A 14,273-nucleotide genomic window follows, 5' to 3' on the forward strand; every position below is an offset into this window, starting at 1 on the left:
CTTCTTGATTTAGATAGATAATTTCAGATTTATGGACGCAGTTCATAAACCTCACAAAACCTTATATCTGAATTTACAGCGTAATATTTCATAGATAATATCAAATAAGTGGTTCTAAAATTTGCTTGGGCAATTCCAAATGCGTAATTTTGCATCAAAACATGAAAGTATGGATAAACTTATTGGCCGCGACAAAGAACACGCGGAACTGGAAAGATGCCTGAACTCGGACAGATCGGAGCTGGTCATAGTCTACGGCAGGCGGCGTATCGGAAAGACATTCCTGATTGAAGAATTTTTCGACCGGGAGTTTGATTTCAAATATGTCGGTGCGCATGGAATGACCACCCGCAGACAGTTGAACAACTTCCTGAATGTGCTCAACAGTTATTCGGGAAAAAAGTTCTCCCATTTAAGCAACTGGGATGAAGCCTTTTATGCCCTTGAAGAATACCTGTCGTCCCTGCCCGCTGACCGTAAACGGATTGTGTTCATAGATGAAATGCCTTGGATGGATTCGGGAAAATCCATATTCGTGTCGGCCCTTGAAAACTTCTGGAACGGCTGGGCCATGTCACAGCGGAACATCATGCTTATCGCCACGGGGTCCGCGACCTCATGGATGAAAGACAAGATTGTCGCCAACAAGGGAGGCCTCCATGCCAGAGTGACGTGTAACCTGCATCTGTCCCCGTTCACCCTGAATGAGACGGAGCGGTATCTCGCTACCAGAGGCATCGAATGGGATCGTTACCAGCTTACCCAGACATACATGGTGCTTGGCGGTGTTCCGTTTTATTACAGCCTTCTTGACCCCGCGTTGAGCCTTTCCCAGAATATAGACCGGCTGTTTTTCAATGAAGGCGCACTTTTGAAACTGGAGTTCGAGGAGCTATACAACGCCCTTTTCGACAATGCCGACCTGTACACGTCAATCGTACAACTACTCAGCGAACACGAATCGGGAATGACAAGCAAGGACATATTCCAGTCACTATCATCGAAGAGCAGCAACATAACCAAGGCGATAAAAAACCTTGAAAGGTCCGATATGATAGAGAAATGGCTTCAGTACGGCAACAAACGTCGCGGAGCCGTTTACAGGCTTACGGATTTCTTTTCGCTGTTCTATTTCAAGTTCCTTGCCGACAACCTCTCACACGATGATGAATGGTGGAGCAATCATCTTGATTCCGGAAATGTATTCGACTGGATGGGTAGCAGTTTCGAGCTTGTCTGCATGAGACATCATAAACAGATCAAGTCGGCTTTGGGAATAAGGGGCATGGCTACATCCTTGTCCACATGGCAGGTCAAGCCCAATAAGGAGGAAGGAATGCCCGGCGGACAAATAGACATGATAATAGAGCGGGCTGACCGGATCATACACCTGTGCGAGATGAAATTCTGCATGGACACATACCGTATCAAGCCCGAATACGAACGCCGGTTGCGTGACCGTTCCGGTTTGTTCAGGGAACTTACCAAGACCAACAAGACACTGGTTCATACCTTTATCACGACGTATGGTGTGGCCAATGGCAAGAACAGAAGCATCGTCCACAGCGAGGTGACGATGGACGACCTTTTCAATTCCTGACGATTATGATGATACGGCAAATAACACAACGGTTGCACGAAGTGAACACGCTTCTTGCAACTTACGGACAAGGCGTCTTGTCTTTTGAACAGGCCTTGCCGCCGTCCCTGTTCTATCAGGATTTCAACGACACGAACCTTCTTGTCAAGGAGGCAGCCTGTCTGGTAAAGGAGAACCCCGGACAACTTCTGGACTTTTCTTCTTCCCTTCTTTCGGAAACGAACAAATACCTTTCACTCGACAGGACACCGTTGCAGACAGTGAACTTTGAAGCCCTTTTCGAGGAATATCTAAGCCCCTTTGAACACCGGTACGAGGAAGCGAAAACAGCCGCCACAGAACTTTGGCGCGAGTATTCGGCAATGAGTAACCGGTTGGATTTCCTGCCTCTGGATTCGGAAGAATACAGGTCGCTCGACACGGAGTGCGGAGTAGCAAAGGCAAAATATGACCAAGCTCATGCACACGCAAACCTATCATATAAGGAATGGCAGCAGGAGCGTGACCGGAATTTCTGTGTCTGGTGCTTCAAACCGGTATTCCTCGACGTGCTGGTGGAGCGTCTGCAAGGAATCGCCGGAAGCATCATCTCCGACATCAGACGCGTGAAGGAGGGCAACCCATGAACCGTGCAGGCCTGCTGCAAGAGACCACCGCATGGATGGATACCGTTGACCTCGCCCTGTGCCTGTTCATTTACGAGGTGTGCAACGACTACCAGTTCGAGTATCTGTCGGGCAGCGACTTCGTGAACTTCCTGAACCTGAAACCCACCGAACGGGAGGTCATCGTGCGCCCGAAAGAGAACCTTCGCATCTGTTACATGGTGTTTTCCATCGCCCGTACCATCAGGCCGCGAGAGCGCGGGAAACTCTGGTCGGAAGAGTTCCTGAAACGCTGCGGCATATCCAAATCCTACTACGACAAGCACCGCAGCGATGTTTGCAACAATGCTGCCACCAAAGAGAATCAAGATTTCCGCAAATCCATCGACAAGGCCGTTGAAAACGCAAGACGGCTGAAAGGTACCCCATAACCGCCCGTCGTTTCCCCATTCAGCCCGGTATCTTCCCATTATAGCTATGCGCTATACCGTTCATACACAACGGTATGGCGCATTTTCTTTTCATGCACTTTCCCCATTCGTCCCCCATTGGCCCACCTTGGAGCAAACTTAACTTTGCATCGGAAACAGAAGAAAGGAAAAGTCTGAAAAAACAGCAGATTCCGATTCTACGAAAGTACAAGTAACAATAAAAATGAACGTATATGGAAAGTGAACGTAATTTGATGACCACCACGGAAGCAGCCCGTTACCTCGGACTGAAGCCAAGCTATCTCTACAAGATGATGATGCGCCGCGCAATCCCTTACTACAAGCCGGGCGGCAAGCTGTGCTTCTTCGCCAAGGAAGACCTCGACGCATGGCTGAAACGGGTACGGGTGAAATCGCAGGTCGAGATCGACAGCGAGGCATCCCACTATCTGGTAACACATGAGAAAAACAAATGATTCATCAACCTTTTTTAGAACAATGCAGTTATGGACAATTCAAAGAACATGGAACCGGGTATCAGGAATGCCACGGTTCAGGAATCCCCGAACAAGGAACAGAGAAAGAAAGAGAGCAGACCCGTAATCAGCGCGAAGGTACAGACCATTCTGGACTTTCTTCGCGGCTGTTCCCCCTACGAGGCCGATTCCATACGGGTAATGGTCGGTTACGGGACGGGCAACGGCGATACCGCAACGATTGAGGCGACGGACATGTTGGCTGTCAACCGCTTTCTCAATCACGGGCTTGCCAAAGAAAACGGAACAAGTAACGAGGCCGTGATGAAACACCGTCAGGAACGTGCGCAAAAACTGTTGGAAGCCGTCAAGGATTTCGTTGACATCGGCCAGCTCTGCCGCGTCAGCATCGTGCTGATGAAAATCTCTTCCGACTTCAAGGCGGTGGAGGACGCACGGGGACACCTGCAATCCCAACCCGCCGCCAACGTGAACCGGAACTGATGTCAAAACCGGAACGGGGTATCGGACGGACAAGGAAACTCCCGCACGCACTATCTCATTGAAACTGTTGTAGGTTTTCCGATACTCCATTCCCTTATTTTTTATTGAATTATGCAAGAAAACAAGAGGAACAAGGAAACATCCCTTTTCAAAAAGCCGCAGGGCTTCCGTACAGTCCGCATCCACTTTACCGCAGAGGCAATCGAATGGCTCGGAGGGACAACGAAAGATGACGACGGCAATACAATCGGCAACCATACTCTTTTTTATGACCTGCTCTCACGGATGCGACTGTCCCCCGGCAGGGGCGATTCATTCCGCAGGCCGCAGGAATTGCAGCCCGGACAGTTCCAGTTCTCGGAAACCAGACTCGCGGAGGAATGGAACATAGGGAGAAAAAGAATCCGCAATCTCCTTGCAACGATGGAAAAGCTGGGCATGATAGCGGTGGACGCTTCCAAAACCGCTTCCGTCGCTTCCATGACCTGTGTCGAGGAATGGACGGACTTTCAGAACTTCCACGTCGTAAACCTTTGCAATCCCGCCCTGAATGGTATTCGAACGGCATCTGAACGGCCTTTGAATGGCATTTTATCCGGCAGCGGAGGCACGCCGCAGGAGAGGTGAAAACGTCTTTCAGTTTCGAGATATGCCAAGGTATCACCTCCCTTCGGTCAGTCATCCCTTGGCGCTCTCGCGGCTCACTGGCAGTTCGCCGGTGGCGGCGCTCGCAGGCTCGCACCGCTTAACCCTTATAAAACAACAGTTATGACAGAAGACAATAAGCAAGACACATCATTTCCGTCCGGCGGCAGCCGCACCGAATACATCGGAGCCAAAGTCACCGTGGAACAGAAACAGTACATCCGCCGCCTTGCCGCCGAGTGCGGCATGACCGTCAGCAGCTACGTGCTGGCAAGAGCTTTCAACTACAGGCCGAAAGCGAGGCTGACGGCAAGGCAGGAGGCGGTCATGGAGACCCTTATAGGATGCCGCAGCGACCTCGTGAACTACACGTCCGCGCTCCGTGGCATGAACCCCGAAAAGCGCAGACAGATGTTTAACAGTTACCCTTTCATGCTCGAATGGCTCAAGGAACTCGGCAGGCTGGCCGAGCGTGTCACGGACGTGCTCGACAAGGTACGGTTTTCCAACCGCCTGCCCGACGGGACAAGGAACGGTGAAGACAGGGAGGACGAGCCATGATAGGGAAAGCGAAATCCATCTCCCACGGGATAAATGACATCAGGTACATCACGGGAGAATCGAGGAACAAGAAACATCCCGAACGCATCTTCCACGTGGGGGACAATCTGCTGCCGCCCGGTCTGGATGCCACGGGTATATGGGATTCTATGCGGCTGACGCTGGAGAAGTCCAAACGGGTCAAAAATTCCGTCATCCGCATCGAGGTCAGCCCTGCGCCGGAACACACCAAAGACTTTACCATCGACGACTGGCAAAGGTTGTGGGACGACTTCACGGATGAGTTCGACAACATCGAACTGCTTGACAAGAACGGCAAGACCTATTCCCCGAAAACCGCCCTCAAAGGCAGCAAGGGCACGGTGTGGCTGCATCTGGAATCCAAGAGCGGCATTCCCCACCTTCACGGTGCGTTCTGCCGTATCGACGAACGGGGGAATATCAACAACGACCATGACATACACCTGCGGGCACAGCGGGCAGCCGAGCGTGTGGCCCTGAAACGGGGCTGGACGACTGCCGCCGAAGTACGTGAGACGAACATCGGGCAGGTGAACCGGGACTGCATGGAAACCCTGCAATCCATGGAAAGCTGGTCATGGGACGAGTACGTGGCCAGACTCCGGAGCAAGGGATATGAGTTTTGGGAGCTGAGCGACAACAAGAAGATATTGCGCGGTTACGTGCTGAAGAAAGGCAACGCCAGATACAAGGCTTCCGAACTCGGCAGGGGGCGCAACCTCATGGCGACCAAACTTGAAAGCACGTGGAAAAAGCTGCACGCGGCTCCCAAGACAAGGACTGTTTCGACACAGCCCGCCGCAGGGAAATCTATACCGACTACACCCCGGACGATTCCGGTTCACGCACAAGGAACGACACCGGTTCCGCAATACACCGGCTATCGTCCCGGTACCAGCCCGTACCATATCGACATCGACGGGGAAAGCCGCCGGTTCTTCATTCCCGATGAAGCGTTGGACGTATTCAATGACGAGTTCGACTACCGGGAGACAGCCAACAGCCGTGACCTCACGGACATGGCTGCGGCACTTTTCGTCGGGATGCTCGATACTCCGGCGGTTCCTTCGGGAGGTGGTGGCGGCAGTTCCAACGACCTGCCTTGGGGAAGACGCGAGGACGAGGACGAACGGGAATGGGCACGCCGGTGCGCCCGTGAAGCGGCAAGGGTAATCGGAAAGAAACCGAAGACAGGACGAAAAAGATAACAGCCTATGAATAAAAAAATCGATTTCTCGGAAATAGACGGGGCACTTCCGACTGCCGAAAAAATGCAGGAGCAAGACCACATAATCGATGCGCTGAAAAACAATTATGAAGCTGTCCGCATTCTTAGTGCCAACGTGGAAAAGCTCGAAAACAGACTTTCGGAAGCCCTGCCCAAAATGGACGGGGCTGTTTCTTCCCTGCGTGGGGCAAGCACGGTCACACTCGGCGAGGAAGCGAGAAAGACGCTTGAACAGGAGGGAGAGAAAATCTGCCGGAAGATGGCCGACAGGATGGAACGGGAATGCGCAAGGCTAGCCGGACGCCTCTCGGCGAATGACCGTGTGCTTATCTCCGCAACCGCTTTCTGGTGTATGGTAGAGGCAATCATCTCCCTCGCGGCGGCTTTCGTTTGTACCTGCGCCGCGAACGCTCGTCTTATACATAGCATATTGCTGTGGGAAGTACTCGGCTGTACCGCTGCTTTTCTCGTTGTCTGTGTCACGTTGACCATTTTTATATGCCGCAAGTTAAGACGAGAATGAAACATTACCAATTAAATAAATATAAGTATGACAACAGTAAAGGTGAAATTCCGCCCGTCAACAGTCGAAGGCCGTCCGGGCACTATCGTTTATTTTGTAACTCACCGCCGTGTCGTCAGGCAAATCACAACCGGTTATAAGGTGTTCTCTCATGAATGGGATGATAAACAGTCAAGACCTGTTTCGGCACCGGCTGGCGAACGGATAACCGTTATTCAGACAATAATCCGAAAACTGGAGGAGAATTTGGAAAAGCTGAACAGGATTATTGAAAGATTCGATCTGCTACGACGAGGTTATTCATCTGAAGATATAATTATGGAGTTCCGGTGCACCGAAAAAGAAAATACCCTTTTTATATTCATGGAGAATCTCATCGAGCGACTCTGCCAATTAAATCACATCGGTACGGCCAAGAACTACCATACCGCACTCGGCAGCTTCAAATGATTCCGGGATAACAAGGACGTTCCGTTGGCAGTAATAGACCAGATGATAATGGAAGATTATCAGGTATACCTGAAATATACATTGACTGTTATAGTAAATAACTAAATATTTTTAGAGCATTGCGTATCAGTAATATATTAAATGTGATGATTTCTAGGTCTTAATAAAGAAGCAATAGTTATTTATGAGATATAAAGAACTTATCATTTTACAAAAAATAGGAAGGTAAAAATACATATAATACCCCTTTGTAGGTAATATTTCCTTATCATAAATGATTATGTATAACAATCTAATATAAATTAATATCAACTGACTACTAATACGATAGCTACACACAATAAATAGAAATATATAATTTAAGTAATATTATATGCATACAACAATTTATTAAAAATACCTAATAATTGGTATTGATGGATTTAGCTAAACAAACGAACTTTGCGGGCAAAAAATAAAGCAAGATGGAAAACCTATATGAATTGTTGGAAGAAGCAGCACATAAAGTGCCGACAAAAGGAATTGTTATTGTAAATAATAGTCAATGTGATCTTTTTCTAACTTATTCAGAGTTACGAGAAAAATCTAGAAAAATAGCTTTTATTTTAAAATCTTACTATCAAGTAAAGCCTGTCAGTAAGATAATAATCTCTGTTGAAAAATCCGAAAATTTTATATTATTATTTTGGGGATGTGTTATGGCAGGTTGTATACCCGTTTTAATGCCTTCTGTACAATTCAGTAATAAGAACTCTATTGCTTTTGAACGCCTAAAGAATGCAATTGATATATTAGGTGTAGTTACACTTATAACAAATGATATTAATCTATTTGAATATTATAAATCTTCATTTCATAAAGCTGTGTGTGTTGAAGATATTATGAAACAATTGGATTTGTTGCAAGATTATTCTTTACACATACCTAAAAGAGATAGTAAAGATTTATGTGTTATTCAGTTTTCATCAGGAAGTACAGGGGCACCCAAAGGAGTCATGCTTAGTTTTAACAATATTTTAACTAATTTGAAAATAAAAACTCTTGCGGATGAAATTACAACTGAAGATACTTTGATTCACTGGATGCCATATTTTCATGATTATGGTCTATTTGGAAATCATTTGGTTTGTTTGTATAACCAAATTACAGAAATAAAAATAGAGCCTTTTTCCTTTTTAAGAGATCCTTTGATTTTTCTAAAGAAAATTTCCGAATATCAAGTAAGTATTTGTGGCGGTACGACACCTTCAGGATTGGATTTGTTAATTCAAAAGTTAGAACAATCTAATGACATAAAAGAATTGGATTTATCTCAAGTGAAGACTCTTTCAATTGGAGCAGAAATGGTTCCATCTAATTTATACGTCCGATTATCCCCCCTTTTTCAACTTGGGTTTAATCGAAATGCATTCCGCCCTTCATATGGAATGGCTGAAACAACATTGATTGTTTCTTCCTGTTTACCGGGTTATGGAAATAAAAATATAAGAATAAATAGAGAGGCGTTCTATGAAGGGATTATCAAATTAGTCGATAAACAACAAGATTTTTGTGAATTTGTTAGTGCAGGTAGAATATTACCAGGCTTACAAGTACGCATTGTTAAAGACGGTATTCCTCAAAATAATTTAAATTTAGGAGAGATTCAAGTAAAAGGCGCTTGTGTCATGTCTGGTTATTATAATGACATACAATCAACAGATGAAGTATTAAAAGACGGTTGGTTAAGTACAGGAGATTTGGGCTTTTTTGATTATAACAATATTCTTTATATAGTAGGTCGAAAAAAGGAAACAATTATAGTAAATGGACAAAACTTTCATCCTTTTGATTTAGAAAATTGTGTCTTAGAGAAATTTGGTCTTTCAATTGAAAAAACTGTATTTACATCTTTTTATTCTTCTACAGAAAATCGTGAAATTGTACTTCATTTCTTTGTATTATCAAGAAAAATGTCGGAAGAACAAATAAGACAATTAATAAATGAATGTAACGCATTTCTAGCAGACAAAGTTGGATTTGCTCCAGAATACTCTATAAAGATAAAAAAAGGAGAAATACTCAGAACTTCTAGCTCTAAAATAAAACGTCGATCTATGGCAAAGTATTTTGAGCAAGGACAGTATAATAAATCAATTGTAAAACTAAACAAAGAATCTCATAATATGGATTATTTATTGGTTCTCAAAAAAATATGGTCAGAAGTTTTAAAAACAAACCTCATTCATATAGAAGATAACTTCTTTTCTTTAGGAGGAGACTCAATACGCAGTATGATGGCTGTTTCTAAACTTGAAGAACTGTTAAATATTAAATTAGAAAATAGTTTCTTCTATAAATATCCGACCTTAGTCTCTCAAAAACATTATCTTGAACAATATTTATTAAAAGAACTTCAATCTCCTTTAAATGAATATGAACTGTTAGTTCGAGAGTTTATCAGCGAAGAAATAGGAATTCCCTCTTTAGAAATACAATATACAGAAAATATTATAACTAAAGTGACTTCTTTTGCCGCTGTATATCAAATGATGAAGCGCTTAACTGAAGTTTTTGATAAAATAACATTAGATGATATAAAAGATAAAACTTGTATACGAGATATAGCACAAACCATTAAGGAACGCTATGTAACTCCAGAGGGGTATTCTTTTCCGTTAATGGATTTCCAAGAAACATTATTCTATCACAGTAAAAGTTTTATCCGTAATGAACCGACAGGATTAAGTTGTTATATCATTTGTCGGACACAATTGAAAGGTTTTTTTGATCCAGCATGTTGGGACAAGACGTTAAATCACATTATTAACTGTCATCCATTGTTACATTCTATTCTTTCCGAAGAGTCGGATAAACCTGAGATGATAACTCTTCCTGAATATCCGACATTTAAAAGTTCTTATGAAGATATAACTTCAATGAACAAAGAACAACAGGAAACATTCTTTTTACAAAAGGACGAAAAAGATCATGATCACAGATTTGACCTTAAAGAGTATCCTTTATTCTATTGTAATATTTATAAAACAGGGGAAGATGAACATGAATTAATTATACATATTGATCACCAGATAATTGATGGTTTCAGCTTTTTTCAATTCCTTCAAGAATTAACATCAACTTATGATCAGTTTATCGCTGGTAAAGAAATAACTGTTGAACAAGAAAAAGGTCTAACTTTTTCTGACTATGTTTTTGTGGAGAGATTCAGAAGGCAAACAAAGCGATATCAGAATGCAATGGATTTTGCCCTAAAGGTGTTTAAAGATTTACCAGAGAAAATATCTATTCCCACGAAATGTCAGCCATCTTTAATAAATAAAGTCCATTTTAATACCTTACATACGGAATTGGATTCTTTATTGATGAATAAAGTTCTTGAAATCAGTTCTCATACTTCTGGTATATGCCTTAATTCCTTACTTATGGCATGCTATTTTAAACTGATGAATTTGTGGTCTGGACAAAATGATCTCATTATCAACATGCCTGTATTTAACAGGGAACAGCATTTACCTAATGCAAAAAATATAATAGGTAGTTTTCTTGATATTTTCCCTGTCCGTATCCAAACATCTCCACAAGAACCGATTGTTTCTATTGCACGTAAGATAGAACAATTTGTACGAACCATGCTTGAGTATCCAATATCTTCAATAGAATTGTCCAGAAAAATCGCAGAACAGGAAGGCTTAAAACAAAGCTCTTTGAGTGCAATTATTTTTAGTAATTCTATCAATATGCTTCCCAAAGGTATCAGTCATTCATCTAGATATTTGACAATTGGTGCGCCTAAAGTACAGACAGGTGCACCTGGTACTTATATAGACCTTGTTATGTATACATGGGAAAATAAATGGTGTTTTGATTGGAATTATGTTCGTGAGCTATTTGATGCGGAATACATACAACTACTTTCTGAACAATTCACGTCTATGCTTAACCAATTGGTAGATGATACAAACACTAAGGGATACGAAGAGCGTTCATGTTCAAATATACTCCCTCTCTTCTATATAAAATTATTGGAGCAAACAAATAAAACAGAACATGCTTATCCTCTTAAAACAATATATGAACAGATCAGTAATACTGTAGATTTGTATCCTAATAGAGAGGCGATCTCTTATCAAGGAGTTTCTTTAACTTATACAGAGTTTTGGAAAAAAGCTAATCAGATGGCGCATTTCTTACGTTCTCTTGGAGTGGTACGAAATTCTAAGGTTGCTTTATTACTGAACAGAACGCTTGATTTGCCTATAGTACAACTTGGAATTCTTTTAGCAGGTGGGGCGTATGTGCCAATTGACCCTTCTTATCCTTCGGATAGAATACAGTATATGATAAATGACTGTGGAGCAGAAGTTCTTGTAACTCAAGGAATACATGTAGACAATATTAATAGTTCATATACCCCCAACATTAAACATTGTGTGTTACTTGATGATGATTCTATTCCTTTACCTGATACATATCGTCGATACACCGTAAATGATATAAATAGTCAATCTATGGATAATATAGTACCTTGTAATACTCCTGATGATTTGATTTATATGATTTATACTTCTGGTTCAACAGGACAACCTAAAGGTACAATGCTTAGGCATAGAAATGTATCCAATTTTTTGAATTATGAGAAAGAAGCGTTTAATGTAAACTGTAATAACAGGTTTGCTTTAATAACATCGTATTCCTTTGATATGACTGTTACTTCTAATTGGCTACCTTTCATTGCCGGAGCTTCTTTACACATTCTTTCCGATAATGCAACTAAAGATATAGAGAAACTTCTGTATTTTATAGATGAAGAAAAAATCAATTTTTTGAATGTAACTCCCTCTCATTTTTCAATGTTGGTAAATATGTTGGGATTTTTGGAGAGACCTGTAAACCTATCACCCAATATGACTATTATGCTGGGTGCTGAAATTATCAATGTTTCGGATATAAACAGGTGGTTAGAAAATTATCCTTTGCACAAATTTATTAATGAATACGGCCCTACAGAAACAACGGTGGCTTCCACTTTTTATCCTATCCCGATTGAAGAAGACGGCAAATGTCATTTAAATATAGTTCCAATAGGGAAACCGATTTATAATACACAAGTATATGTATTAAATGATAATTTAGAATATACACTACCAGAAGTTCCTGGTATCCTTTATATTGGAGGCGAGGGAGTGTCATGTGGTTATTTGAATAAAGAAGAGAAAACGAAATCTGTATTTATCAATAATCCTATTACTCATGAAGGAATTGTATATAATACAGGAGACGTTGTAAAGATGACTGTAACTGGCGATATTGTATTTGTAGGACGTAAAGATTTTCAAGTAAATGTCAGAGGGTATAGAATTGAATTAGGAGAAATAGAGAATGCTTTATTAAAAGTATCAGGTATTACAGAGGCTTGTGCAGAGATTCAATATGATGTAAACAAACAGCCTGTAGTTGTAGCTTTTTATGTTACAGCAAATAAGTGTGATTTAGAATACAAGGATATAATGTCTGTTCTGCAAATGAAGATACCTCACTATATGTTACCTTCCGCAATGGCTAGAATAGAGCAGATTCCAATTTCTGCCAATGGAAAAACAGACAAGAAGCAATTACCCAATATTGCGAATCAGAAACAAAATTTTGTTAAAAGGGATATTGTAGGTCCAAGGAATGAAAGGGAAAAACAAATAACCTTAATCTGGGAAAAGGTATTAGGGATACCAGAGGTAGGTGTATTTGATAATTTCTGGGATATAGGAGGCGACTCTATCCGATCTGTAAGGTTAATAAAAGAATTAAAGGAGGTCGGATTAACCAACATCAAATTAAAAGATTTATTCGATAAACCTACGATAGCCGAACTGCTTGAACAAGAAATAGAGAATAATAAAGTTGAGAATCTCATTTGTATGAAAAAGGTTTCTACTCCATATGCAAAACTTATATGTCTTCCATATGCAGCAGGAACCCCTGGTATGTATAGTACATTTTCTGGGGATTTTACCGGAGAAATCAACTTATATACAGTACAATATCCGGGACATGGAGATGGACGTGAGATAAAGTCCTCTGTAGAAGAAGTTGGTGCGCTATTAGCCAATGAACTGAAAGAGGCTGATAAAGAGATTCCTTTGTTTATCATGGGATATTCTTACAGTTGCTATATTGCTTATGATATCTGTAAACGATTTGAACAAGAAAATATTCCGATACAGGGTATTATAATGATTGGTGGAACTCCTCCTACATTGCGTGATGACTTAATGCAATTCTTTTCAAATGACGATAATGCCCTTTTGGATTATTCACGTGCAAAAGATCTGTTGAATGAAGAATTGATCGCAACTTTATCAGATGAAGAAAAACATGAATATTTGCATGAGTTGAGAATGAATACTGTAGCAATGGTAAATTACAAGTTTCTTGATTGTAAATTGAAAACCCCATTATGTTCCATCGTCGGTAGAGAGGATGAGCCTACAATTCGAAACAATCAACATCTATGGAATAATTACTTTCAGAAAGTTTCTTTCCACCAATTGCCAGGAGGGCATGTTCTTATTACAAAATATCATGCGGAATTAGCTAAGTTGATAATGAATTATATAGAATTGCATGTATAAATATGCTTGTATTACCCTTTTCCGATATAGCAGTAGAAATTGTGGAAGATAGTCCTTTTGCTACTTCAGATAATCTCTTTAATGAGGAAAAAATATTCATTAAAAGAGAATGGTCTGAAATACGTCTTAAAACTTATATTTTGGGACGTTGTGCCGCACATCGTGCCTTACAGACTTTACAAAAGGAAATAGTTCCCATTTTAAAAGGAAGAGATGGTGAACCAATATGGCCATTTGACATAGTTGGTTCTATATCTCATAAAGATGCAATAGCAGTTGCTGCTGTTGGAAAGAAAAAGAGGTATAAGGGTATTGGAGTAGATATTGAAGATCAAACGACGATATTATCAAAAAAGGAATATTCTCTTTTTTGTACACCCCAAGAGATAGCGTGTATAGATAAGAAAGAATTTTCTCCTATTGACATTTTTTCACGTAAAGAAGCTATTCTAAAGGCATATTATACAGCATATAGTAAATTATGCAATTGGATTGATATTGACACGATAAATGTATCTAAAGCTTCCAATGTAACTATAATATGCATGTTAAAAAAAAATTTTATTATAAACCTATGTTGTGTAGAAAAGTAAAAACAAT

The 14,273-nt window shown here is 41.4% G+C and carries 12 protein-coding genes; all 12 read left to right on the top strand.

Annotated features, from left to right (window positions below):
• Window positions 1-169: 169 nt before the first annotated feature.
• The 12 genes from ACESQI_RS15930 (at window position 170) to ACESQI_RS15985 (ending at window position 14,266) form a co-directional block, all read left to right on the top strand.
• Window positions 170-1,600 (top strand): ATP-binding protein, encoded by a 1,431-nt coding sequence (locus ACESQI_RS15930; RefSeq protein WP_004292637.1) that lies wholly within the window; start codon window positions 170-172, stop codon window positions 1,598-1,600.
• Between the two features lie 5 nt (window positions 1,601-1,605).
• Complete coding sequence (locus ACESQI_RS15935) at window positions 1,606-2,226, top strand: hypothetical protein (RefSeq protein ID WP_004312206.1); 621 nt, start codon at window positions 1,606-1,608, stop codon at window positions 2,224-2,226.
• A complete protein-coding gene (locus ACESQI_RS15940) occupies window positions 2,223-2,636 on the top strand; it encodes a hypothetical protein (RefSeq protein WP_004312207.1) in 414 nt (137 codons plus the stop codon). Before ACESQI_RS15935 ends, ACESQI_RS15940 begins: the two co-directional genes overlap by 4 nt.
• A gap of 233 nt (window positions 2,637-2,869) precedes the next feature.
• A complete protein-coding gene (locus ACESQI_RS15945) occupies window positions 2,870-3,112 on the top strand; it encodes a helix-turn-helix domain-containing protein (RefSeq protein WP_004292639.1) in 243 nt (80 codons plus the stop codon).
• A gap of 30 nt (window positions 3,113-3,142) precedes the next feature.
• Window positions 3,143-3,616: a hypothetical protein gene (locus tag ACESQI_RS15950; protein WP_004312208.1), complete on the top strand. Its 474-nt coding sequence runs from the start codon at window positions 3,143-3,145 to the stop codon at window positions 3,614-3,616.
• A 111-nt stretch (window positions 3,617-3,727) separates the two neighbouring features.
• Window positions 3,728-4,243, top strand: a complete 516-nt coding sequence (locus ACESQI_RS15955; protein WP_005942618.1) for a hypothetical protein — start codon at window positions 3,728-3,730, stop codon at window positions 4,241-4,243.
• A gap of 141 nt (window positions 4,244-4,384) precedes the next feature.
• Window positions 4,385-4,822 carry a hypothetical protein gene (locus tag ACESQI_RS15960; RefSeq protein WP_004292642.1) on the top strand — a complete coding sequence of 146 codons (438 nt, stop codon included), beginning with the start codon at window positions 4,385-4,387 and terminating at the stop codon, window positions 4,820-4,822.
• Entirely contained in the window at window positions 4,819-6,051 is a 1,233-nt protein-coding gene (locus ACESQI_RS15965; RefSeq protein ID WP_195420643.1) for a relaxase, read from the top strand. The genes ACESQI_RS15960 and ACESQI_RS15965 overlap by 4 nt, the downstream gene beginning before the upstream one ends.
• A 6-nt stretch (window positions 6,052-6,057) precedes the next feature.
• Window positions 6,058-6,594 (top strand): hypothetical protein, encoded by a 537-nt coding sequence (locus ACESQI_RS15970; protein WP_373126554.1) that lies wholly within the window; start codon window positions 6,058-6,060, stop codon window positions 6,592-6,594.
• Between the two features lie 27 nt (window positions 6,595-6,621).
• Entirely contained in the window at window positions 6,622-7,044 is a 423-nt protein-coding gene (locus ACESQI_RS15975) for an integrase (protein WP_004312210.1), read from the top strand.
• 464 nt (window positions 7,045-7,508) lie between these two features.
• Window positions 7,509-13,673, top strand: coding sequence for a non-ribosomal peptide synthetase (locus ACESQI_RS15980; protein WP_258999181.1), 6,165 nt, complete (start codon window positions 7,509-7,511; stop codon window positions 13,671-13,673).
• 2 nt (window positions 13,674-13,675) lie between these two features.
• Window positions 13,676-14,266: a 4'-phosphopantetheinyl transferase gene (locus ACESQI_RS15985; RefSeq protein WP_004292648.1), complete on the top strand. Its 591-nt coding sequence runs from the start codon at window positions 13,676-13,678 to the stop codon at window positions 14,264-14,266.
• Window positions 14,267-14,273 lie beyond the last annotated feature (7 nt).

The organism is Bacteroides sp. HPS0048, assembly GCF_964240755.1.
GTDB lineage: Bacteria > Bacteroidota > Bacteroidia > Bacteroidales > Bacteroidaceae > Bacteroides > Bacteroides nordii.